The sequence below is a fragment of the Mycobacterium sp. NGS49 genome, assembly GCF_059812565.1.
In genome coordinates, this window is sequence record NZ_JCALCX010000001.1 from 433,940 (window position 1) to 455,962 (window position 22,023).

At 66.6% G+C, this 22,023-nt stretch carries 17 protein-coding genes and 1 tRNA gene; 13 read left to right on the plus strand and 5 right to left on the minus strand.

Annotated elements, in window-relative coordinates; genetic code table 11:
- Positions 1–49: 49 nt before the first annotated feature.
- Complete coding sequence (locus AC5Y7D_RS01900; protein ID WP_499920873.1) at positions 50–496, plus strand: Rv2324 family transcriptional regulator; 447 nt, start codon at positions 50–52, stop codon at positions 494–496.
- Positions 497–511: 15 nt separating this feature from the next.
- Here the strand turns inward: AC5Y7D_RS01900 and AC5Y7D_RS01905 are convergent, their stop codons facing one another.
- A complete protein-coding gene (locus AC5Y7D_RS01905) occupies positions 512–1,360 on the minus strand; it encodes a CbiQ family ECF transporter T component (protein WP_499920874.1) in 849 nt (282 codons plus the stop codon).
- The gene (locus AC5Y7D_RS01910) at positions 1,357–3,414 is read right to left on the minus strand and encodes an ATP-binding cassette domain-containing protein (protein ID WP_499920875.1); all 2,058 of its coding nucleotides are present in this window, start codon (positions 3,412–3,414) and stop codon (positions 1,357–1,359) included. The genes AC5Y7D_RS01905 and AC5Y7D_RS01910 overlap by 4 nt, the downstream gene beginning before the upstream one ends.
- 117 nt (positions 3,415–3,531) lie before the next feature.
- Between AC5Y7D_RS01910 and AC5Y7D_RS01915 the strand changes: the two genes are divergently transcribed.
- From AC5Y7D_RS01915 to AC5Y7D_RS01930, 4 genes are all read left to right on the plus strand, one after another.
- Positions 3,532–4,008 carry a MarR family winged helix-turn-helix transcriptional regulator gene (locus tag AC5Y7D_RS01915; RefSeq protein WP_499920876.1) on the plus strand — a complete coding sequence of 159 codons (477 nt, stop codon included), beginning with the start codon at positions 3,532–3,534 and terminating at the stop codon, positions 4,006–4,008.
- A 112-nt stretch (positions 4,009–4,120) separates the two neighbouring features.
- Positions 4,121–6,589 carry an ABC transporter permease gene (locus AC5Y7D_RS01920; protein WP_499920877.1) on the plus strand — a complete coding sequence of 823 codons (2,469 nt, stop codon included), beginning with the start codon at positions 4,121–4,123 and terminating at the stop codon, positions 6,587–6,589.
- A 183-nt stretch (positions 6,590–6,772) separates the two neighbouring features.
- Positions 6,773–7,183 carry a hypothetical protein gene (locus tag AC5Y7D_RS01925; RefSeq protein WP_499920878.1) on the plus strand — a complete coding sequence of 137 codons (411 nt, stop codon included), beginning with the start codon at positions 6,773–6,775 and terminating at the stop codon, positions 7,181–7,183.
- 331 nt (positions 7,184–7,514) lie between these two features.
- A complete protein-coding gene (locus AC5Y7D_RS01930) occupies positions 7,515–9,455 on the plus strand; it encodes an acyl-CoA dehydrogenase family protein (RefSeq protein ID WP_499920879.1) in 1,941 nt (646 codons plus the stop codon).
- Here the strand turns inward: AC5Y7D_RS01930 and AC5Y7D_RS01935 are convergent.
- Complete coding sequence (locus tag AC5Y7D_RS01935) at positions 9,452–10,915, minus strand: nitrate/nitrite transporter (RefSeq protein ID WP_499920975.1); 1,464 nt, start codon at positions 10,913–10,915, stop codon at positions 9,452–9,454. The two genes, AC5Y7D_RS01930 and AC5Y7D_RS01935, sit on opposite strands and share 4 nt — an antisense overlap.
- A gap of 142 nt (positions 10,916–11,057) precedes the next feature.
- The gene (locus tag AC5Y7D_RS01940) at positions 11,058–11,561 is read right to left on the minus strand and encodes an LppP/LprE family lipoprotein (RefSeq protein WP_499920880.1); all 504 of its coding nucleotides are present in this window, start codon (positions 11,559–11,561) and stop codon (positions 11,058–11,060) included.
- A gap of 341 nt (positions 11,562–11,902) precedes the next feature.
- Here AC5Y7D_RS01940 and AC5Y7D_RS01945 point away from each other — a divergent pair, with 341 nt between their 5' ends.
- The 7 genes from AC5Y7D_RS01945 (at position 11,903) to AC5Y7D_RS01975 (ending at position 21,191) form a co-directional block, all read left to right on the plus strand.
- On the plus strand, positions 11,903–16,045 hold the full coding sequence (locus AC5Y7D_RS01945) for a bifunctional nitrate reductase/sulfite reductase flavoprotein subunit alpha (RefSeq protein WP_499920881.1): 4,143 nt from the start codon (positions 11,903–11,905) through the stop codon (positions 16,043–16,045).
- Positions 16,046–16,159: 114 nt separating this feature from the next.
- Positions 16,160–16,462 carry a hypothetical protein gene (locus tag AC5Y7D_RS01950; protein ID WP_499920882.1) on the plus strand — a complete coding sequence of 101 codons (303 nt, stop codon included), beginning with the start codon at positions 16,160–16,162 and terminating at the stop codon, positions 16,460–16,462.
- 62 nt (positions 16,463–16,524) lie between these two features.
- Positions 16,525–18,171, plus strand: coding sequence for an NAD-dependent malic enzyme (locus AC5Y7D_RS01955; RefSeq protein ID WP_499920883.1), 1,647 nt, complete (start codon positions 16,525–16,527; stop codon positions 18,169–18,171).
- Between the two features lie 445 nt (positions 18,172–18,616).
- Positions 18,617–19,549 carry a cysteine synthase A gene (gene cysK / locus AC5Y7D_RS01960; protein WP_499920884.1) on the plus strand — a complete coding sequence of 311 codons (933 nt, stop codon included), beginning with the start codon at positions 18,617–18,619 and terminating at the stop codon, positions 19,547–19,549.
- A gap of 2 nt (positions 19,550–19,551) precedes the next feature.
- Positions 19,552–20,256, plus strand: coding sequence for a serine O-acetyltransferase (cysE, locus tag AC5Y7D_RS01965; protein WP_499920886.1), 705 nt, complete (start codon positions 19,552–19,554; stop codon positions 20,254–20,256).
- A 34-nt stretch (positions 20,257–20,290) separates the two neighbouring features.
- A complete protein-coding gene (locus AC5Y7D_RS01970; protein ID WP_499920888.1) occupies positions 20,291–20,749 on the plus strand; it encodes a thioredoxin family protein in 459 nt (152 codons plus the stop codon).
- Positions 20,739–21,191: a DUF4395 domain-containing protein gene (locus AC5Y7D_RS01975; RefSeq protein WP_499920890.1), complete on the plus strand. Its 453-nt coding sequence runs from the start codon at positions 20,739–20,741 to the stop codon at positions 21,189–21,191. Before AC5Y7D_RS01970 ends, AC5Y7D_RS01975 begins: the two co-directional genes overlap by 11 nt.
- A gap of 289 nt (positions 21,192–21,480) precedes the next feature.
- Here AC5Y7D_RS01975 and AC5Y7D_RS01980 read toward each other — a convergent pair.
- Positions 21,481–21,553, minus strand: a tRNA-Asn gene (locus AC5Y7D_RS01980).
- 173 nt (positions 21,554–21,726) lie between these two features.
- Between AC5Y7D_RS01980 and AC5Y7D_RS01985 the strand changes: the two genes are divergently transcribed.
- Positions 21,727–22,020 carry a hypothetical protein gene (locus AC5Y7D_RS01985; protein WP_499920892.1) on the plus strand — a complete coding sequence of 98 codons (294 nt, stop codon included), beginning with the start codon at positions 21,727–21,729 and terminating at the stop codon, positions 22,018–22,020.
- Positions 22,021–22,023: the final 3 nt, after the last annotated feature.

Consider the following 22,023-nt stretch of genomic DNA (forward strand, 5'->3'; position numbering starts at 1 on the left):
AGGATGCGTTGTGCAACGATTTGTTGCGTGACCGATGAGGGAGCGCCGGATGGACCGCCTGGACGACACGGACGAGCGCATCCTGGTCGAACTGGCCGAGCATGCCCGGGCCACCTTCGCTGAGATCGGCCTCAAGGTGAACCTGTCCGCACCGGCGGTGAAGCGTCGCGTCGACCGCATGCTGGACAGCGGTGTGATCCGGGGCTTCACCACCGTCGTCGATCACAATGCTCTCGGCTGGAACACCGAGGCCTACGTACAGGTGTTCTGCCACGGGCGGATTGCCCCGGAGAAACTGCGCGAGGCGTGGGTGGACATCCCGGAGGTGGTCAGCGCCGCCACGGTGACCGGCACCTCCGACGCGATCCTGCACGTGCTGGCCCGCGACATGCGACACCTCGAAGCCGCCCTGGAACGCATCCGATCCAGCGCCGACATCGAGCGCAGTGAGAGCATCGTGGTGCTGTCGAACCTGATCGACCGGATGCGGCCCTAGTGCCCAGCCGGGCAATCAGCGGGTGGTGAGGATCGTCTGCAGTGCCACACCCGCACCGCAGACCAGCAGGGAGATCGTCATCGTCACCCAATCGGACAGCCGGGGCCGTCGCGGATTGGCCGACAACTGACCGGTGCCACCGCGGGCGGTGATCGCATCGCCCATCTCGTCGGCACGGCGCAGCGTCACGGTGATGGTGGCCGCCAGCAGGTCGATCACCTCCAACCGACGCTGCTGACGCTTTTCTTTGCGGCTCCGGGGCACCGGTTTCGGCCGCAGGCGACGCGCCGCGTACAGCACCTGGAACTCGTCGATCAGCATCGGGAAGGCACGCAGCGCCAAGGCCAGCGCCACCGCCCACTCGTCGATCGGCAGCCGCAGCCACCGCAACGGCCGACCCAACGTGGCTACCGCAGGCCCGATCTCGGCAACGTTGGTGGTGTATGACACCAGCCCGCCCAACCCCAGCAGCACCAATGTCAGCGCGGTGATCCGCAGAAAGTTCAGGAAGCCGCCGAGTCCCACCTCGAGGCCGGCCACCGAGACCAGCGGATCCCCGCCGGCCAGTGCGGCGGTGAAACCACCGATGGACACGACGATCCACAACCAGCGGGGTATCGACGGCAGTGCGCCCCGGGGAATATGCGCCGTCCAGATCGCCGCCAGCACCAATGCCGCGGCGCACCCGATCGTCAGCCACCCCGGGTAGAAGGCCAGCATCACCGAGATGCCAAAGACCACAAGCAGTTTCGTGCCAGCCCACAGGTCGTGGATGGGCGATCGGCCCGGTATCGGGACCAGCAGCACGACGGGACGCCCGGGCCTTCGGTTATCCCGCTGTCGAGGGGACGATGTGACGGTCACGAGACACCCCCGGGTCGCGAGGCGGAAGTGGAGGCGGACTGCAGGGCACCGTCACGCAAGTGCAGGGTGCGAGGGCAGAGGCTTTCCATGCCGACGAGGTCGTGCGAAATGACCACCACCGTCAGCCCCCGATCCCGGCGCAGGTCCTCGAGCAGTCGCAGCAGCCCGCTCTGGCTCTCCGCGTCCAGTCCGGCCAGCGGCTCGTCGAGGATCAGCGCCTTGGGTGAGCAGGCGAGCAGCCCGGCCAGGACCACCCGGCGCATCTGGCCGCCGCTGAGTTTGTCGATGCTGCGGGTGGCCAGCGCCGGATCGAGGCCGACGACGCCGAGTGCCGAGATGACGCGGTCTGCGTCTTTGTGCGAAAAGCCGGCCGCCGAGGCGACTTCCAGGTCAACACGGCTGCGCATCAGCTGCAGGCGGGCCGCCTGGAACGACAGCGCGACGGCGCCGACCTGCTCGTCGGTCGGGCGGCCGTCCAGCAGGCACACTCCGCTCGTCGGTGTCGTCAACCCGGCCATGATCCAGGCCAGCGTCGACTTACCCGAACCGTTGCCACCATGGATCAGCACGCCGTCGCCCTGTTCCACGACGAAGTTGATGTCGCGCAGTGCCGTTTTCGCCCAGGGGGTCCCGACACCGTATTCGTGGCCGACGCCCACGAGCTCGAGTGTCGAGCCACTGCGGGTACCGCCCACTCCGACGGTCGGCATCTGGTGCTCCCCGGTGGCCGCGACCATGCCGGAGTTGTCCGGGGAATCACTGAGTTTGATTGTGCGGTCAGCCGATTCGGCTTCGTTGCTGTAATGCGTGATATGCACCAGCGCGGTGCGGTGTCGTTTCGTCAGGCCGGACAGCACGCCGAGCAAAGCCTCGCGACCCTCCTGGTCCACCATGGTGGTGACTTCGTCCGCGATGAGCATCGCGGGCTCGCGGGCCAGTGCCGCCGCAAGTGCCAGCCGCTGCAACTCGCCACCGGACAGGCTGCCGGTGTCGCGTTCGGCGAGATCTTCCAGACCGACCTCCCGCAGCAGCGTGTCGACGTCGGTCTTGGTGCCCGGCGGTAGACCCCACACCACGTCGTCGCCGACCCGGGTACCCAGCACCTGGCTTTCCGGATGCTGCAGCACAACCGCGGTGCCGCCGAGCTTGCCCAGCCCCACCGCCCCTGGCCGGTGCACCGTTCCCGCGGTCGGCTCGCGCCCGGCCAGGATCAGCATCAGCGTTGTCTTGCCGGAACCGTTGGCGCCGGTGATTGCTACGTGCTCCCCTTCCCCGATCTGCACACTGATCTCGCGCAGCGCATCCTGACCGGCGTTGGGGTACCGGAATCGCACGTTGTCCAATCGCACCGGAACCGGCCCCACGTCAGCGTCGGCAACGTCGCCGGCGGGAGCGTCCAGCTTGTGCACGTCCGGTATCCCCCGCATCCGTTCCAACAGCCGCGACAACGCCCACCAGCCGACCAGCGAGACGAAGATCACGCCCATAGTGACGCTGCCGAGCAGCACCAGTTGCCAGTAGTGCAGCGCGACGCCGTACACGCCCTTGAGCCACGACCCGACACCGGGCAAACCCACCCGGCCCAGGAATGATGCCAATCCGTCGATGTTCGCGGTGATGGCGTCGCGCATCAGGTGCCGCAGTCGGGTCAGCACCATCAACGCCCCGACATTGCCAGCGCCGAACACCAGTCCGGCGATCACCGACGAGAAGACCACCGTCGGCGTGCCGCGACCACGACGTTTGATGATTCCGGTGAGGCCGCCGATATAGGCGCTGTGGATGACGCCCATCAATCCGCCGCCCCCGGAGATGAGGAAAGCGATGATGCCGGCGGCGACCGTCGCGGTGATCAGCACCCGCAGGCGGTAACGGTAGGCCAGCAATCCGGTGGGGACGGTGCCCAGCAGGGCCAGACCTGCGGCGAACGGCACCACGACGGAGACGATGGCCGTCACAGCGCACAGCGCAGCCATCACCGACGCTTGCGCCAATTCACTCGGTCGCAGCGGTCCACCCCGAGTGCGCGACAGGGGTGGCCCGATCTCGCTCACCCGAACGATTCTGCCAGGTCTACCGACCGTGAGTGACCAGCACACAGCCCCTCGGGCATTTGACGTGGCGGCCCTCACGATTAGTGTCGTATAGCAAAGCTATGCAACGATATATGCATGACTTCGTCCGCCTCGGCAAACGACGCCGACGTCGCGCACGGTCTGGGAGCCGACCTGCTGGCTGTGGTTGCGCGATTGAATCGGCTGGCCACCCAGCGCATCCAGATGCCGCTGCCCTCGGCGCAGGCCCGGCTGCTGGCCACCATCGAAGCCCAGGGCGAGGCCCGCATCGGCGACCTGGCCGCCGTCGACCACTGTTCACAGCCGACGATGACCACCCAGGTGCGCCGTCTCGAGGACGCCGGACTGGTATCGCGAACCGTCGACCCCGGCGACGCCCGCGCGGTCCGCATCAAGATCACCCCCAAGGGCGTGCACACGCTCAACGCGGTCCGCAAAGACCGGGCAGCTGCCATCGAGCCGCAGCTGGCCCGGCTGGAGGCCGCCGACCGTCAGGTGCTGACGGACGCGGTCGAGGTGTTGCGGCGGCTGCTGGCAAACGCCGCGGCCGCGCCGGGCCGGCACACGCTCTGATCAGAGCATCGCGAGCGCGCAGACCGCTTCAGCGGGTAGACAATCAAGTAAGTTCCTCTGGTTCGTCTGAGATCCGTAGTGAAAGGTGGCGGCCATCCCTGACGTCTCCCCGTTGACCGTATGGGTCGGATCGATGCGGTACGTCTTCGCCCCGGGCCGCGACGTGATCGTGGGACACGGCGGACACTGCGACGTCCGCCTGGATCCCGACGGCCCAGGTCCCCAGAGTCATCCCGGCCCCGACGTGGTGCTGCGGTTCGCCGGTACCCATTGGCTTGCCGTCGATCAAAGCCAGCAGGGCCTGTTTCTCGATGGGGTGCGGATGTCGACGATCGACATCCGGGACGGGCAGACGATCGCGATCGGCGATCCGCAGCACGGGCCGCGGTTGAGGTTTCAGGTGACAGCTCCCGACGACGCTCCCCCGCCGGCCACCGACCCGTTGGGGGTCAAAACGCCGGTCCCCGCATCCGACCCGGAGCCCACGACCAGCCGAATCCCGGCCGCGCAACCCGACGTCGCGGCGGAGCCGGAAACCAGCCGGATGCCGGCCGCGAATCCGGACGCCCCGGACCCGCCGCCGGACGCCCCGCCCGCGCCGCCGGAGGTAGCGGCAGAGCCGAAGACCACGCGCATCCCGGCGCAACAACCCGCCGTGGCGTCACCGATCGAACCTTCCCCACTGGAACGACCCACCAGGCCCTTCCGGCACATCCCGATCGCCACCGCTGCCGGTGATCCGCAACCCGACGGCGCAGCCGGAGGTCCGGGTCTGGCCGAGCGGATGGCCGAGGCGGGCCGGAAGCTGCTGCCCGTCCGCACCGATTCCGGAGCCGACGAGCCACCGCCGCAGACCAGCCGGTTGCCGCTGCTGCCGGGAGCGCGCACGATCGGCGTCGCCGCCTACGAACTTGGACTCGATGTCGACGGCCTCCAAGTGCTGTCCAACGTGACGTTCACCGCGCCACCCGGGTCCCTGGTGTCCGTTGTCGGGCCGTCGGTGGCACGCAACATCGCCTTGACCGGCCTGCTCGCCGGAGCCCGACCGCTCAGTGCCGGCCTGCTGACCGTCGACGGCCATGACGTGCACGCCGAACCTGACGTATTGCGGCAGCGCGTCGGGGTGGTGTCGCGCGACAACCGGGTGCACGGCCGCCTCACCGTCGACCGTGTCCTGCAGTACGCGGCCGAGCTCCGACTACCGCCGAGCACCTCACCGGAGAACCGCACCCGGGTCATCGACCAGGTCCTCGACGAGCTCGAGCTGACCGCGCACCGCACGACGCGGGTGGCGAAGCTGCCGCCCGAGGCGCGCAGGTGCGTGTCGCTGGCGGTCGAGCTGCTCACCCGGCCGTCGATGCTGGTGGTCGAGGGACTGGGGGCCGGGCTGGATCCGGCGCAGCAGAACCACGTCATGGCCCTGCTGCGCCGGCAGGCCGACCTCGGCTGTGTGGTCGTGGTAGCCGGCACTTCGCCGGCCTACGTCAACATGTGCGACCAGGTGCTGCTACTTACTCCCGCCGGCCGGTTGGCCTTCGCCGGGCCGCCCTCGCACATCGACTCGGCACTGGGTACGACCGACTGGGCCGAGATCTTTGCGCGGATCAGCGCCGACCCGCACGGCGCCCACCACGCATTCCTGATGCGCCGGCAGGCATCGGTGTCGACGACGCCGCCGTCGGTCACCAGGCCGCAGCCATCGGCGCCCGCTCCCGGCTTCGGCCGGCAGGTCCGGCTGCTGGTCCGGCGTCAGTTGCGGCTTTTGGCGGCCGGCGCCGGCTACGCACTTTTCCTGCTGGCGCTACCCGTCGCGCTGGGAGCACTGACGCTGATGATTCCCGGCGACTCGGGGTTGAGCCGGCCCGGCCCGGCATCCGCAAACACCCATGAAGCCGTCGAGATCCTGGCCGCGCTCAACTTTGCCGCGGTGGTCATGGGCACTGCGGCCGCCATTGCAAGCCTGGTGTCCGAGCGCAGAATCTTCCGGCGTGAGCAGGCCATCGGACTGTCCGCATCGGCCTACCTGCTCGCCAAGCTCGCCTTCTTCGGGCTCGTCACCGCGGCACAGGCCGCCATCCTGACCACCATCGTCATCGCCGGCAAAGGCAGCCCCAGGCACGGCGCGGCACTGCTCGGCGCATCCCCACTGGCGGCGGGCATCGAGCTCTACGTCAGTGTGGCGGCGACGGCGTTCGTCTCGGCGATCGTGGGCCTGGCGTTGTCATCCCTCGGCAGGTCGATGGCCGAGGTGTTGCCGCTGTTGATTCCGGCGTTGTTGGCATCGCTGCTGTTTGCCGGCGGCCTGGTTTCACTGGTCGGAACCTGGGGCTACGACCAGGTCTCCTGGTTCATTCCGGCCCAATGGGGTTTCGCGGCCGCGGCCGCCACCGTGGATCTGCGCCGAGTCGACAAGCTGGCCGATCACAACGCGCTGTGGACTCACTACTCGGGCTGGTGGGTGTTCGACATGTTGATGCTGGGGCTGCTCGGCGCGTTGTGGCTCGGGTTCGTCCGCTACCGGTTACGTCTGCCGGCGGCGATGGCGCAACCTGCCGAAAAGCAGCGTGACCTGAACGGCTAGGGGCGGCGCGAAGATCGCGGTGCGCAAACCGTCTACCAGGCATTTCCTGCGCGCCCATATGTGCCTGCGCAAAGAAAGCAGGGCCGTCATGAAACCGGCTCGCACAACGGCCGCTCCCACTGGACGCAAGAATTCCGCAATCCACCGAAACTAATCTCGTCGCGACAGAGAAAGGAACCATTGATGAACACTCCTCATAAGTTGAAGAGGATCATTGGCGGGGCGTTGCTATCAGGTGGTGTCGCGATAGCCGGCCTGGGTCTGGCCGCAGGTGTCGCCCAGGCCCATCCCGGTCCTGGCCCGCTCACCATGGACGACAACGGTTGGGGCCCACCTAAGCAATGGTGCCCAGGGGAACCCCTGCCGCAGACCGGCAATCACGTCACCGACCCATTTCGTGGCTGGGACATGTCGGTATGTCACACCTACTACTACCTGTGGCCAGGCATGGGCAATGTGTCCAACATGATCTGGGACGGGGACAATCCGCCACCGAAGCCGCCGGGCTCGGGGTATCAGCCTCCGCCGCCCCTTCCGCCGGGATTGTGCTGGCCCAACGGCAGCTTCATTCCCGTACCGATTGCCTGCCCGTAGGTCTGTGTCCGCAGCGGCCATGGTGAGCACACCGAACCGCTGCGTCGAGGCCGGACGCTGGTGCCGGCACCACTTGCGAGTAGGCCGACGCCGCCCCGGGTCCGACCCCGGGGCGGCGTTGGCCGGACCGATGCCCATGCCGTCGCGAGGTTCGCGAATCGCACGAATCGTGTTGCAGCCCCACGGAAGTCTCGCGACGTCCAGTGCGACGAACGGCGCAGCACGACAACGGATGCTCGACGGACGGCGACGACCCGAAGATTTCCGCGACACACTGTGTTCATAGGGCAGAGCTGTTCCGACGGGACAAACGACGGGCTACGGTCGTGGGATGGCGTCAGACAACAAGAGCACTGCCGACTACATCCGCGACGCGCTCGACGGGCGGTGGCGCGAGGTGAAGAACGAGACGCGGGCCAAGCTCTCCCACGAGGCGTTCCGTCCGCATTACACCCCTAACACCGTCATCGCCCGCGCCAAGGTCGCCGAGCAGATGCAGATGATGGCGGCCGCCGGCATTTCCGACGAAGGCTTCCGCAAAGAACACGGCGGCACCGGTGATGTCGGTGCGGCGGTGACGATGATCGAGATGCTGGCGATGTCGGATCTGTCCCTGATGGTCAAGGCCGGAGTGCAGTGGGGCCTGTTCGGCGGTGCGGTCGAAAACCTGGGCACGGAGCGTCATGCCGCGTATGTGAAGGACATCATCACCCTCGATCTGCTCGGTTGTTTTGCGATGACCGAGACCGGACACGGCAGCGACGTCCAGTCGCTGGAGACGACGGCCACCTATGACGTCGAAACCGAAGAGTTCGTGGTCAACTCCCCCACGCCGACATCCCGCAAGGACTACATCGGCGGTGCGGCCGAAACCGCAACCATCGCAGCGGTTTTCGCACAACTGATCACCCATCAGGACGGCAAGCCGGTCAACCACGGGGTGCACTGCGTGCTGGTGCCCATCCGGGACGCCGACGGCAATGACCTGCCGGGAGTGACCACCTCGGACTGCCACTACAAGGGCGGTCTGCCCGGGGTCGACAACGGACGCATCATGTTCGACAACGTCCGGGTGCCACGGGTCAACCTGCTGAACAAGTACGGGGAAGTCGAACCGGACGGCACCTACCGCTCGCCGATCGACAATGCCAACCGCCGCTTCTTCACCATGATCGGCACGTTGATCCGGGGCCGGGTCACCGTCGGCGGCAGCGCCGGCAGTGCGACGCACGTCGCGTTGGACATCGCTACCCGTTATGCGTTGCAGCGCAGGCAATTCAGCGCCCCCGGCGATGACGACAGCGAAGTGCTGATCATGGACTACCTGGCGCACCAGCGGCGGCTGTTCCCGTTGATCGCGAAGTCATACGCGCTGCAGTTCGCCCAGAACGAGCTGGTGTCCAAATGCCACGACCTGCAGACCTCCGATGTGGTGGACGCCGAGGAGCAGCGTGAGCTCGAAGCCCGCGCCGCGGGGTTGAAGGCGGCGAACACCTGGCACGCTTCGCGGGCTATTCAGGAGGCCCGGGAAGCCTGCGGCGGCGCCGGGTACATGGCCGAGAACCGACTTATCGCATTGCGCGCCGACACCGACGTCTTCACCACGTTCGAGGGCGACAACCACGTATTGACCCAACTGGTCGCCAAGGAGCTGCTCACCGCCTACGCCGACGACATCAAGAGCATGAGCCCGGTGGAATGGGTGCGGTTCGCGGCCACCACAGTGAGTGACCGCGTCAAGAAACGCACTGCCGCCGAAGCGATCATTCAAACCATCGTCGACACCAGACAGGACAACGAGGAGGAAGGCAGCCTCTTCAACCGCGGCACGCAGGTTCAGATGTTCGAAGACCGGGAGGATTACCTGCTGTCATCGGTGGCGCGCCGCCTGCAGGGCAAGTCCAAGGAGATGTCGGCCTTCGACGCGTTCAACGCCGTGCAGGACCACGTGCTGCATGCCGCGCAGGCGCACATCGACCGGGTTGTGCTCGAAGCCTTCGTCGCCGGCATCGAGTCATGCCCGGACCGCGAGGCACGCGACCTGCTGGGCGTGGTGTGCGACCTGTACGCGTTGTCGGTGATCGAAGAGGACAAAGCCTGGTACATCGAGCATCGGTACCTGTCCACCGAGCGGGCCAAGGCGGTTACCCGGGGCATCAACGACCGGTGCCGGGTCCTGCGCCCGCACGCCCGAACGCTGGTCGACGGATTCGGCATCCCGGAGCCGCTGCGCTACGCCGAGATGCTGCACCCGGAGAACCTGCCCGACTAAGCCCTGCTGACGGCCAGCTCGGCGGTCTGCACCACCGGCTCGGGCGCGACCGACCGGCGGACGTAGGCCTTCCAGGTCAGTGCCGCCGCGGCCGCGTAGCAGGCCATGAAGCCCCAGAACGCTTCCGTCGCGGTGCCGGTGCTCAGGTACGACGCGCGCAGCGCGAAGTTTATGCCGACCCCGCCCAGGGTGCCCACCGAGGCGACAAACCCGATGACCGCACCCGAGATGATGCGGGACCATTCGCGGCGCTCTCCTTCGCTGAGGTCGAGCGAGCGGCTGCAGGCCTCGAAGATTGTCGGAATCATCTTGTAGACCGATCCGTTACCCAAGCCGGACAAGATGAACAGTGCGATGAAGCAGGCGAAATAGCCCGCCATGGCGGCCGCACTGCCGTGGTGGCGGTGCTGATCCATGCTTGCGCTGATCAGTAGTCCTGCGGTGAGCGCCATGCCGATGAAGACCATCAGCGTCAGGCGGCTGCCGCCGATCCGGTCGGCCAGCCGGCCTCCGTATACCCGCGCCACGGCAGCCAACAACGGACCCAGGAACGCGAGTTCGGCGGCGTGCAGGCTTGCCTGTGCGACGGTTTGCCCGCTGCACACGAAGTTGGCCTGCAGCACCTGGCCGAACGCGAAGGAGAACCCGATGAACGACCCGAAGGTGCCGAGATAGAGCAGCGAAAGCAGCCAGGTGTCGCGGGTGGTGAAAACGGCTTTGATGATCGGTCGCAGTCGCTCCGGCTTAACCCGGTGCTGCTCAACGTTATTCATGAACAGGGTGACTCCGAGGGCCGCGACCGCCAACGAGACCGCATACAGTCCGCAGATCAGGTAGGGCTTGCGGTCACCGAGCGTGGCGATGACCAGCAGGCCGACCAATTGCACCGCGGGTACACCCAGATTGCCTATGCCGCCGGCTAGTCCGAGGGCGGAGCCCTTCAGCCGGTGGGGATAGAACGCGTTGGCGTTGGTCATCGAGGCGGCGAAGTTGCCACCACCCAGTCCGGTGAGTCCCGCGCAGATCAGATACGGCCAAAGGGGCAGACCGGGATGCATCAACAACACCATGGCGCCGATCACTGGGACGAGTAACGCCAGAGACGAGAAGATCGCCCAGTTGCGCCCACCGAAGACGTTGGTGGCCAACGAGTACGGCATCCGCAAGCCAGCCCCGACCAGGGTGGCAGTGATACCGAGCAACAACTTGTCACTGGTGGAGAACCCGTAGACGTTCTGCGGCATGAACAGTTCCATTACCGGCCACAGCGTCCATACGGAGTAGCCCAGGTGCACGGTGACCACCGACCACAGCAGATTGCGTCGCGCGATGGCCTTGTTACCGGCTTCCCACGCCACCACATCCTCGGCGTCCCAGTGTGAGATGTGACGCGGGCCACGGCGACCGCCGGCGTCGCCGCCGCACGACTCCCCCTGGTGGGGCAGCGTCTGCTGGTACATAACCCTCCCTGTCATTCTGCTTGCCTGTGTCTCGCAAGGAATCTCAAGGGTGCCAGGCCAACCGGCGTCTAGCACGCCAGAAGCAGCCTGAACCTGCTGTAGGTGTGCTGTAAATGCGCTGAATGCGGCAGAAAGCCCGCGTCTAGCCCGAGCGCTGCTGATGCGGAATCGGATTGAGCGCCTTGAGTTTGCCGTCCGGGCCGATCTCGAACTTCACCGTGCCCCGGCCGCTGGGACAGCACTCCTCGTCGTTGCCGACCCGCCACTGGTACTGCACCGTGACGGTGTCGTCAGAGGGCGGCAGCACGGTGATGTAAGGCTTCGGATTCGGCGTGGGTGAGCCCAGCGGTGTGTTGCGATCAAAGAACAGCAACTGTTGCGGCGTCGACTCCGAGGCGATGGTGGGAATGATCTGCACCCAGTTCAGCCGGCACTTTCGAGTGTGGCCGCGCCCGATTTCCACCCATGCAGACCCGGGTACCTCGACCGGGACCGCGGCGATGGCCCGGCGCACCGTAGCGGCGGTGGGGCTGTCGGATTCCTTGCAGGAATCCGCCTTCACCTGGGGCTTGGGCGCCGATTGGCCGCCGCAACCTGCAACCGCCAAACCCCCGACGAGGAGGACAGCGCCGAGCCGAGAACGCATCTGGCGAGCTTAGCGAAGGGCGCCGGACGACGGCGCCCCAGCTGGACAAGCACTGTGAGTGTGTTTCGGATTGGGTTAAAACCGCAGGTGCAGGGCTTGGAGCAGGTGCCGCGGGGGTAATCTCGGCTGAGATCACTGGTCGAGGAGGACCGGGATTGCCGGTCCGACCGGCGCTCGGTGCCACCGGATTTTCGTGCCGGTTTCGGACACCGCACACCGTGTCGCACCGCGCTGCGAGAAGTCCGTAAAGCCGCTGAAACCTCCGCAGTGCCGTACCGAAACATCACTGCCAGACGATCGAAGACACATCCCTGCGCGTGAATGGAAGACCGAAAATCACCATGGATTCCGCCGACCACGCCGTGCGCACCGCCTGCGCCTACTGCGGCGTCGGCTGTGGGATGGTGTTGCAGATCACAACCGATCCGCAAAGCGGCCGGCGTCACATCGCCAAAACCATTGGGCAGGAAAATCATCCGGCCAACTTCGGCCGCTTGTGCACCAAGGGCAGCACCACCGCTGATTTTCTCGCCGCAGGCGGACGCACCGATTCGGCATACTCCCGGACCGACCGCGGCCAACCGTTCGAACCCCTCGACGTGGACACGGCGATCGACCGTTCCGCGAAGCGGTTACGGGCCATCATCGACAAACACGGCCCCGACGCGGTCGCCCTCTACGTCTCGGGGCAGATGTCCCTGGAGGCCCAGTACCTGGCGAACAAACTGGCCAAGGGTTTCATCGGCACCAATCAGATCGAATCGAACTCGCGGCTGTGCATGGCCGGTGCCAGTTCGGGTTACAAGCTGTCCCTAGGGGCCGACGGGCCGCCCGGGTCGTATCAGGACTTCGACCACGCCGACCTGTTCTTGGTGATCGGCGCCAACATGGCCGACTGCCATCCGGTTCTGTTCCTGCGCATGATGGAACGGGTCAAGGCCGGCGCCAAACTGATCGTCGTCGACCCGCGCCGCACCGCCACCGCCGCGAAGGCCGACCTGTTCCTGCAGATCGCCGCGGGTTCGGATCTCGCACTGCTCAACGGATTGCTGCACCTGATCGTGCAGAACGGACACACCGACCCCGATTTCATCGCTGAATTCACCACCGGCTGGGAGATGATGCCGGGCTTCCTGGAACAGTTCACTCCGGACCGGGTCAGTGCAATCACCGGTCTGCCCGCCGAAGACATCCGCACCGCGGCACGATGGATCGGTGAGGCCGCCAACTGGATGAGCTGCTGGACGATGGGCCTCAACCAGAGCACCCACGGCACCTGGAACACCAACGCACTGTGCAATCTGCATCTGGCTACCGGCGCCATCTGCAGGCCGGGTAGCGGACCGTTCTCGCTCACCGGACAGCCCAACGCCATGGGCGGGCGTGAAATGGGTTACATGGGACCGGGTCTGCCTGGCCAGCGGGCGGTAACCTGCAGCGACGACCGAGCGTTCACCGAGGACCAGTGGGGCATTCCGCGCGGTTCGCTGCGTACCGACGTCAGTGACGGCGTGATCGACATGTTCACCCGCATGGCCGAAGGCGAGATCAAGGCGTGCTGGATCATCTGCACCAATCCCGTTGCCACCGTTGCCAATCGCAAGACGGTGCTGGCCGGCCTGGAGAAGGCCGACCTGGTGATCACCCAGGACGCGTATCTGGAGACCGAGACCAACGAGTACGCCGACGTGGTGCTGCCGGCGGCCCTGTGGACGGAGTCCGACGGGGTGATGGTCAACTCCGAGCGCAACCTGACCCTGTTTCAGCAGGCGGTCGATGCGCCCGGACAGGCGCTGCCCGACTGGCAGATCATCGCCCGAATCGCCTGTGCGATGGGGTTTTCCGAGGCGTTCAGCTACACCTGCGCCGAAGAGGTGTTCGAAGAGATCAAGCGGTTCTGGAATCCGAAGACAGGCTACGACATTCGCGGTGTGAGTTACGAGCGGTTACGCGAGATGCCGGTCCAGTGGCCCTGCCCGCCCGACAGCCCAGCCGACCGCAACCCGATTCGCTACCTCAACGACGGTGTCAGCCAGACCCTGCTGGTCCGCGAGGACGGGCAGATACCGCGGCTGGCGTTCCCGACTCCACACGGCCGGGCCGTCTTCTTCGCCCGTCCACACCTGTCGCCCGAGGAGATGCCGGACTCGGATTACCCGTTCCTGCTCAACACCGGTCGCCTGCCGCACCAGTGGCACACGATGACCAAGACCGGCAAGGTCGCCAGGCTGAACAAGCTCAATCCCGGCCCCTTCGTCGAGATTCACCCGGAAGATGCGGCGCGGCACCAGATTTGCGACGGCGACCGGGTCGAGATCGCCTCTCGGCGTGGCCGCGCGGTACTTCCCGCCGTCGTCACCGACCGGGTGCGGCCGGGCAACTGCTTCGCCCCGTTCCACTGGAATGACACCTTCGGTGAATACCTGTCGATCAACGCGGTCACCAATGACGCCGTCGACCCGGTGTCGCGCCAACCGGAATACAAAGCCTGCGCGGTGACCCTGACCAAGGTGGCCGGCCGGGCCGTAGCGCAACCACACCACGCCGAGGCACCGAGTGCCGAACCGCTTCACCAGGCCCCGCACCTCGGCCTGGCCCAGATCGATGCGATCGCCGAATTCCTCGGAGTGGCAGCCGAACCCGCGCCACAGTTGGACGCGCACGGCCGCGCCTACCTGGCGGGGTTACTGGCCGGACTGCGCAGCCAAGCCGGCCGGCCGATGACCGGGTTGCCCACCCTGCCGGTCAGCGCGCCGTTCGACGTTCGTACCCGGATGTGGGTGGACGGTGCGATCGCCGGGATGTTCTCGCACACGCCGGCACCGCCCCCCGATCCCGACACCACTCGGCGACCCGAGACCACCGACGACCGGGCACCGATCGTGCTGTTGTGGGCCTCTCAGACCGGCAACGCCGAAGAGCTCGCCGCCCAGGTGGCGGCGCGCCTGGCCGATGCGGCGCTCCCGGTGGCCCTGCATGCCATGGACGCCTTCGAAGTCAGCGAGTTGTCGGGCACCCGCGAGTTGTTGCTGATCACCAGCACCACCGGCGACGGCGATCCCCCCGACAATGGCGCCGGTCTGTGGCGAGCCCTGGCCGCCGACGGCGCGCCACGACTGACCGGGACCCGATACGCCGTCCTCGCCCTGGGTGACTCCAACTACAACGACTTCTGCGGTCACGGACGCAGGCTCGACGAACGCCTCGCCGAGCTGGGTGCGGCCCGCATCACCGGCCGCGTCGACTGTGAACCCGACTACGACGCCGCCGCCGCCCGTTGGCTCGACGACGTTCTGGCCGCCCTGACCAGGGCGCCCGTACGCAAGGTGGCAACGTCCACCGCGGCACCGCAGCGGTACTCGAGGAAGCGCCCGCTGGTCACCGACCTGGTTCGCAACATCACACTCAGCCGGCCCCGGTCGGCGAAAGACGTGCGCCAGTTGGTCTTTGAGGTGCCCGAGGCAACCGTGAACTACCAGGCCGGCGACGCGTTGGGGGTTTGGCCGCACAACAACAAGCAGTTTGTCGAGGAGTGGCTGACCGTCACCGGTCTGGACGGTCGCACCGAGGTGGAGGTGCCCGACCACGGGGCGATGTCGTTGCGCACGGCCCTGACCGACCGGTTCGAGATCGCGCACATCAGCCCCGATCTGCTGCGCTTCGTGCAACAACGCACCGTCGACGCCGACGCGGCCGCCCGGCTGAGTGAGTTGATGAGGCCGGAAAACAAGACGGCGCTGGCGGATTGGTCCTGGGGGCGCCAGTCGGTGGACCTGTTGGGGCAGGCGCCGGTGCACGCCTCCGTGGACGAGTGGCTGGCCGTGCTCAAACCGCTCCAGCCGCGGCTGTATTCCATTTCGTCGAGCCCCAAGGTTCACCCCGACGAGATCCACCTCACCGTTTCACCGGTGCGATACAACTTCCGCGGCGTCCCGCGACGCGGGGTCTGCTCGACCTATCTCGCCGATCGCTCTCCCCGGGACCGGATCGCGGTCTACGTGCGGACGTCGAAGAACTTCCGGCCCCCGACCGATCCGCAAACCCCGATGATCATGGTCGGACCCGGAACCGGGATCGCCCCGTTCCGCGGATTCCTGCAGGAGCGGCGCGCGCTGGGCCACACCGGACCCAATTGGCTGTTCTTCGGCGAACAACACGCCGCGACCGACTTCTACTACCGCGACGAGATCCAGGCGATGCACGCCGACGGCCTGCTCACCGAACTCGACCTGGCGTTCTCCCGCGACCAGCGGGAGAAGGTGTACGTCCAACACCTGATGCGCAATCGGGGCGCAGCGTTGTGGCGCTGGTTGCAGGACGGCGCCCAGCTATACGTGTGCGGCAGTGCCGACCCGATGGCCAAGGACGTTGATCAGGCTATCTGCGATATCGCGGCCGAACACGGCAAACTCGATCCCGAGGCGGCCCGAGCCTTCGTGCGCTCCCTGAGCGCGGACAAGCGCTACCACCGCGACGTGTACTGACACCGGCGGCTGGGTAGGTCCGTAATTTGACGGAAACGTCATACGCCTTTCGCTGAAACATGGGCGTCGCACCATTCACCCAAGAGATTGTGGACTCAAGGGAGGGTCGTACGCGTGGCTCGGGAGTCTGAGGGTCCGTCCGGGACCGGTGCACCCACTGTCTGCCCCCTGCACTGCCCGGCGCGGCAAGGCACGGCGAACGGCAGCGCACCCGCTGACCAGGTCGAATGGGCCGGGTTGCCGGTCAACCTGGACTTGGCGTTCTCCCAGAACCAGCGCGACAAGGTCTTCGCCCAACACATGAAGTTCAGGGGCACGCGCCGCCTGCGTCGGCGCGCCCAGGACGTCTGTATCTGCGAGACCGCCGATCTTCCCGAGCTCAACCAGGACACGCGCAAGTCCGCCTCCGGCTGGTAATCGTCGGACGCTGATTCAGCGATACCGTGGCGTGACACGCCCAGTCACGGACGGAGCTGTCGATGAGCGATGCCTGCGTGCCCCGGTTCCCCGAAGCGCTGTCCACGCCGAGCCTCAACCGTGGGGTGGGCTTCACCCATGAGCAGCGCCGCCGGCTCGGTCTCACCGGCCGGCTGCCCTCCGCGGTGCTCACCCTGGACCAGCAGGCCGACCGGGTTTGGCACCAATTGCAAAGCATGGCAACTGATCTGGGCCGCAACCTGCTGCTCGAACAACTGCACTACCGCCACGAACTGCTGTACTACAGGGTGCTCACCGATCACCTGCCCGAGTTGATGCCGGTGGTGTACACGCCGACGGTCGGCGAGGCGATTCAGCGCTTCTCCGACGAGTACCGCGGTCAGCGGGGACTGTTCCTGAGCATCGACGGGCCCGACGAAATCGCCGACGCGTTCGCCACGCTCGGCCAGGGCCCGGACGACATCGATCTGATCGTCTGCACGGATGCCGAGGCGATCCTGGGCATCGGCGACTGGGGTGTGGGCGGGATCCAGATCACCGTCGGCAAGCTGGCGCTCTACACCGCCGGCGGCGGCATCGATCCCCGGCGTTGCCTCGCGGTGTCGCTGGATGTCGGCACCGACAACGAGCAGTTGCTGCAGGACCCCTTCTACCTGGGCAACCGGCACGCCCGGCGGCGGGGCGACCAATACGACGACTTCATCAGACGCTACGTCGAGACCGCCCACCGACTGTTCCCCCACGCGATCCTGCACTTCGAAGACTTCGGTCCGGCCAACGCACGCAAAGTCCTGCAGACCTACGGCAACGACTACCTCGTCTTCAACGACGACATGCAGGGCACCGGCGCGGTGGTGCTGGCGGCGGTCTACGGCGGATGCGCAGTCACCGGCCTGCCGTTGCGGGACCAGCGCGTCGTCGTCTTCGGCGCCGGCACCGCTGGCCTCGGCGTCGCCGACCAGATCCGCGATGCCATGATCGCCGACGGCGCCACTGCCGAGCAGGCCACCGCACAGATCTGGCCGATCGACCGGCAGGGCCTGTTGTTCGACGACATGGACGATCTGCGTGACTTCCAGGTGCCCTACGCCAAGAACCGCGACCGCCTCGGCGTGGCCGCCGGACAACGGGTCGCTCTGGTCGATGCCATCAGGCTCGCCGCACCGACCGTGCTGCTGGGCTGCTCGGCGGTGCACGGCGCGTTCAGCCGGGAGGCGGTCGAGGAGATGGCGGCGAGATGCGAGCGACCGATGATCTTTCCACTGTCCAACCCGACCTCGCGAATGGAGGCCATGCCGGCCGATCTGCTGCAGTGGTCGGACGGCCGGGCGCTGGTGGCCACCGGCAGCCCGATGCCGCCGGTCGCCTACGAGGGCACCACCTACACCATCGGCCAAGCCAACAACGTGCTGGTGTTTCCCGGAATCGGGCTTGGCATCATCGTCGCCGGAGCGCGGCGGCTCACCCAATCGATGCTGCATGCATCGGCGAAGGCCGTTGCGGGACAAGCTGATCCGGTTACCGCCGGAGATTCGCTGCTGCCGGATGTGCAGCGTCTGCGAGATATCTCGGCACAGGTGGCCGAGGCCGTGTATCGCGCCGCCGTCGATGACGGGGTCGCCACCAAGACCTACGACGACGTCCGGCAGGCCGTGCTCGACAGCATGTGGTCGCCGGTTTACGACTGAAGTTCAGCGAACCCGGCCCGCTCCTCAGCGGAGTCACCCGGATTTACCTATGCCTTATAGTGGACTGCATGCAACAGGCCGTCCAGCTGCGCTTTGTCCGCACGCGCTGTACCGCCATGGACTGTTGTTGTTGCTGCTGATTCTGACGCAACTAACCGTTCAGTAATCGTCGCGAGAGCCTCAGGGGCACCGCGTAACGCGCTAGCTGTCATCAGGAAGAGCAACCATCCATGACTGTCCTGTCGGACCGCATTTCGTCACCGGTGGCGAACCGCAAACGCGGCCGGGTGCCCCAGTTGACACGTCAAACAGATCGTGTTCACTCCCGTTTCACGCCAGGTCCCTCGGGAATAACAGTGACCGGTCCCGTGTCCGTTCATCTCAGCGGACGAGTATTCACCTGGGATGCCGACCAGCCCTGCCCCGACGTCGTTGGAGGATGTGGATGACCATCGCGGAGAACGTCACACAACTGATCGGCAACACGCCGCTGGTCCGGCTGCGCCGGGTCACCGACGGCGCGGTGGCCGACGTAGTCGCCAAGCTCGAGTCGTTCAATCCCGGCGGCAGTGTGAAGGACCGCATCGGGGTGGCGATGATCGACGCCGCCGAGCAGGCGGGTCTGATCAAGCCGGACACCGTCATTGTCGAGCCCACCAGCGGCAACACCGGCATCGCACTGGCCATGGTGGCCGCCGCCCGCGGCTACAAGTGCGTGCTGACCATGCCGGAGACGATGAGCGTTGAGCGGCGGATACTGCTGCGCGCCTATGGCGCCGAACTCGTCCTTACTCCCGGCTCCGAAGGGATGGCCGGCGCCATCGCCAAGGCGGAGGAACTGGCCAAGAGCGACGAGCGGTACTTCATGCCGCAGCAGTTCGAGAACCCGGCCAACCCGGCCGTGCACGCCGTGACCACCGCCGAAGAGATCTGGAAGGACACCGACGGCAAGATCGACATCTTCGTTTCCGGGGTCGGTACCGGCGGCACTGTCACCGGTGTCGCGCAGACGATCAAGGAACGCAAGCCCGAGGTGCAATTCGTCGCCGTCGAACCGTCCGCATCGCCGGTTCTCTCGGGCGGTCAAAAGGGACCGCACCCGATCCAGGGCATCGGCGCCGGGTTCGTACCGCCGGTGCTGGATCTCGGACTCATCGACGAAGTCGTCACCGTCGACAACGACGATGCGCTGACCCTGGCCCGGCGACTGGCCAGGGAAGAGGGACTGCTGGTCGGCATCTCGTCGGGCGCGGCCGTGGCAGCGGCCCTGGAGGTGGCCCGGCGGCCCGAGAACGCCGGCAAGCTCGTCGTCGTCATCCTGCCCTCGTCCGGCGAGCGCTATCTGAGCACCGTCCTGTTCTCCGATCTGAGCGACTAGCCATGCTGGAGGAGATACGGCGCGACATACGAGTGGCCAGGGAGCGCGATCCGGCCGAACCCACCACGCTGGAGGTGATTCTCACCTACCCGGGTGTGCACGCGGTGTGGGGCTACCGGATCAGCCACTGGCTGTGGCGGCGCGGCGCGCGGCTGGCCGCAAGGGCATTAGGTGAGCTGACCCGGATCCTGACCGGCGTCGACATTCACCCGGGCGCCAGAATCGGTCCTGGCCTGTTCATCGACCACGCAACCGGTGTGGTGATCGGTGAAACCGCGGAGGTCGGCGAAGACGTCACGATCTTCCACGGCGTCACCCTCGGTGGGACGGGCCGCGACAAAGGTAAACGCCACCCGACCATCGGCGACCGGGTGACACTGGGGGCCGGGGCCAAGATCCTCGGTGCCATCAAGATCGGTGAGGACAGCAGAATCGGCGCAAACTCCGTTGTGGTCAAGGAAGTCCCGGCCAGCGCCGTGGTCGTCGGCGTACCCGGGCAGATCGTCAGCCGGCCCGAACCCTCCAGCGACGACGAAGCGAAGCTGCCGGACCTGGTCGGCGTAAGCCTGAAATCGCTGCTGACCCGGGTGGCCAGGCTGGAAGGCGAAGGCGCCGGCACCCAGAACGGCCGGCAGGGCGCACCGACCGACCGTGTCGTCCGCCCGCCCGAGGCTGGCGTCTGGTACGGCGAAGACTTCTCCATCTAGGGAATATCGGGGTGGAAAAGGTGTTGGTGCGCTCTTGAGTTCCGTTGTCATCGCCGTATTGGCCATCGCCGCGGCCCTGGTTACCGCCTGCCTGATCGGCTGTGTGATCAACGGGCGATCTGGTGTGCTGCGCGACGCGAAACCCTCGTCGGGCCATGAGCAGGCCAATTCCGACCTGGGCCTGTCTGAGACGGGCCCGACCGTGCTGCATTTCAGTGCGGAGTGGTGCGGACCGTGCGCGGCGGTGCGCCGCGTGGTCGATCAGGTGTGTGCCGATCTTGCCGACGTGGCCCACGTCGAGCTGGACATCGATGCGAACCCGTCAGCCGCCAAACGGCTCTCGGTGCTGTCGCTGCCCACCACATTCATCTTCGACGCCCAGGGCCGGCAGCGTTATCGCACGACGGGCGTCCCCAAGGCCGCTGACCTGCAGGCGGCACTGCAACCACTCAGGGCCGAAGTCGAGCAAAGAGGAGCAAACGATGTCTTCTGATGTCAACCAAGTAGACGTGCGGGGTCCGCGCTTCGCGGCGTGGATCACCAGCACGGTTCTGCTGCTGACGTTGGTGGTGTCGGTGTTCAGCCATCCCGCCGCGACGGTGCTGCTCAGCGCCCAGGCCATCGTCTTCGCGGTCAGCGCGGCGCGCGGCCCGCGCAACAGCCCGTACGGGTTGGTATACGCCAAGCTGGTGGCGCCCCGATTGAGTCCGGTCAGTGAGCGTGAGCCGGTGGCGCCGCTGAAGTTCGCGCAGATGCTCGGGCTGTTCTTCGCTGTCATCGGGGTGATTGGTTTCGCGGCCGGGTTGCCGCTCGTCGGTGTGGTCGCGACGGCGTTCGCCCTGTTCGCCTCTTTCCTCAACGCCGCCTTCGGCATCTGCCTGGGCTGCCAGATGTACCCGCTGGTCGCCCGGTTTCGGCGGGCTCCCGCTGCCTGATCGCGCAAATGGCCAAGGGGCAGAACATCGGGTCAGCACACCCGAATACGCTGCCGCGCAACGTAATCGGTGAATCGATCGTTCCGTGAACTTAGCGCCAGCGAGCTACAGCAGGTGCTTTTCGCCATCGCCCCGGGGCAGTGGCCAACCTGGCATGTCCGCCTGCCAACCCCAGGCCGCCGGCGCGAGTGGGGCACGGAACTGGCGGGAGCCGACGCCGGTGGCCCGCGGGGCACGATGGACAGGTGGCCCTGAGGGTGGTGCCCAAGGCTGATCAGACGACCGTCGGCTCCCCCGGAAGGACTCGAACCTTCAACCCTTCGGTTAACAGCCGAATGCTCTGCCAGTTGAGCTACAGGGGACTATCAGTCCAGCGAACGCTGGTGCTGACCGCGGGACGACTCTAGCGTACTGGCACAGCCGGTACCCAACCGGCACCGGCTGACCCCGTCGTGGACGGACCCGCGATCGGGCGAGCCCCCCTCGGGCGGATAAGGCAGGATGGACCCAACGCACTTTTCTCGGAGGGATCGCTTTGATCGGGTATGTCGCGGTATTGGGCGTGGGTTACGTGCTGGGCACGAAGGCCGGGCGCCGCCGCTATGAGCAGATCGTCGGCACCTATCGCGCGCTCACCGGCAGTCCCGTCGCCAGATCGGTGATCGAAGGGGGGCGTCGCAAGATCGCCAACCGGATCTCCCCCGACACGGGCTTCGTGACCTTGACCGAGATCGACAGCCAGACCGCCGTCATCCAGCGCGATGACCACAGTGCGGCAGCCGGACGCGACGTCGATGTGGTCCAGCCACCGGTGAACGCCGCGCGCTGAGCC

Excerpts from the sequence above, each read along its gene's own strand:
- AC5Y7D_RS01900 (WP_499920873.1), top strand. The coding sequence starts at position 50 with ATGGACCGCCTGGACGACACGGACGAGCGCATCCTGGTCGAACTGGCC.
- AC5Y7D_RS01915 (WP_499920876.1), top strand. The coding sequence starts at position 3,532 with ATGACTTCGTCCGCCTCGGCAAACGACGCCGACGTCGCGCACGGTCTG.
- AC5Y7D_RS01925 (WP_499920878.1), top strand. The coding sequence starts at position 6,773 with ATGAACACTCCTCATAAGTTGAAGAGGATCATTGGCGGGGCGTTGCTA.
- AC5Y7D_RS01930 (WP_499920879.1), top strand. The coding sequence starts at position 7,515 with ATGGCGTCAGACAACAAGAGCACTGCCGACTACATCCGCGACGCGCTC.
- AC5Y7D_RS01935 (WP_499920975.1), bottom strand. The coding sequence starts at position 10,915 with ATGTACCAGCAGACGCTGCCCCACCAGGGGGAGTCGTGCGGCGGCGAC.
- AC5Y7D_RS01940 (WP_499920880.1), bottom strand. The coding sequence starts at position 11,561 with ATGCGTTCTCGGCTCGGCGCTGTCCTCCTCGTCGGGGGTTTGGCGGTT.
- AC5Y7D_RS01945 (WP_499920881.1), top strand. The coding sequence starts at position 11,903 with ATGGATTCCGCCGACCACGCCGTGCGCACCGCCTGCGCCTACTGCGGC.
- AC5Y7D_RS01955 (WP_499920883.1), top strand. The coding sequence starts at position 16,525 with ATGAGCGATGCCTGCGTGCCCCGGTTCCCCGAAGCGCTGTCCACGCCG.
- cysK (WP_499920884.1), top strand. The coding sequence starts at position 18,617 with ATGACCATCGCGGAGAACGTCACACAACTGATCGGCAACACGCCGCTG.
- cysE (WP_499920886.1), top strand. The coding sequence starts at position 19,552 with ATGCTGGAGGAGATACGGCGCGACATACGAGTGGCCAGGGAGCGCGAT.
- AC5Y7D_RS01975 (WP_499920890.1), top strand. The coding sequence starts at position 20,739 with ATGTCTTCTGATGTCAACCAAGTAGACGTGCGGGGTCCGCGCTTCGCG.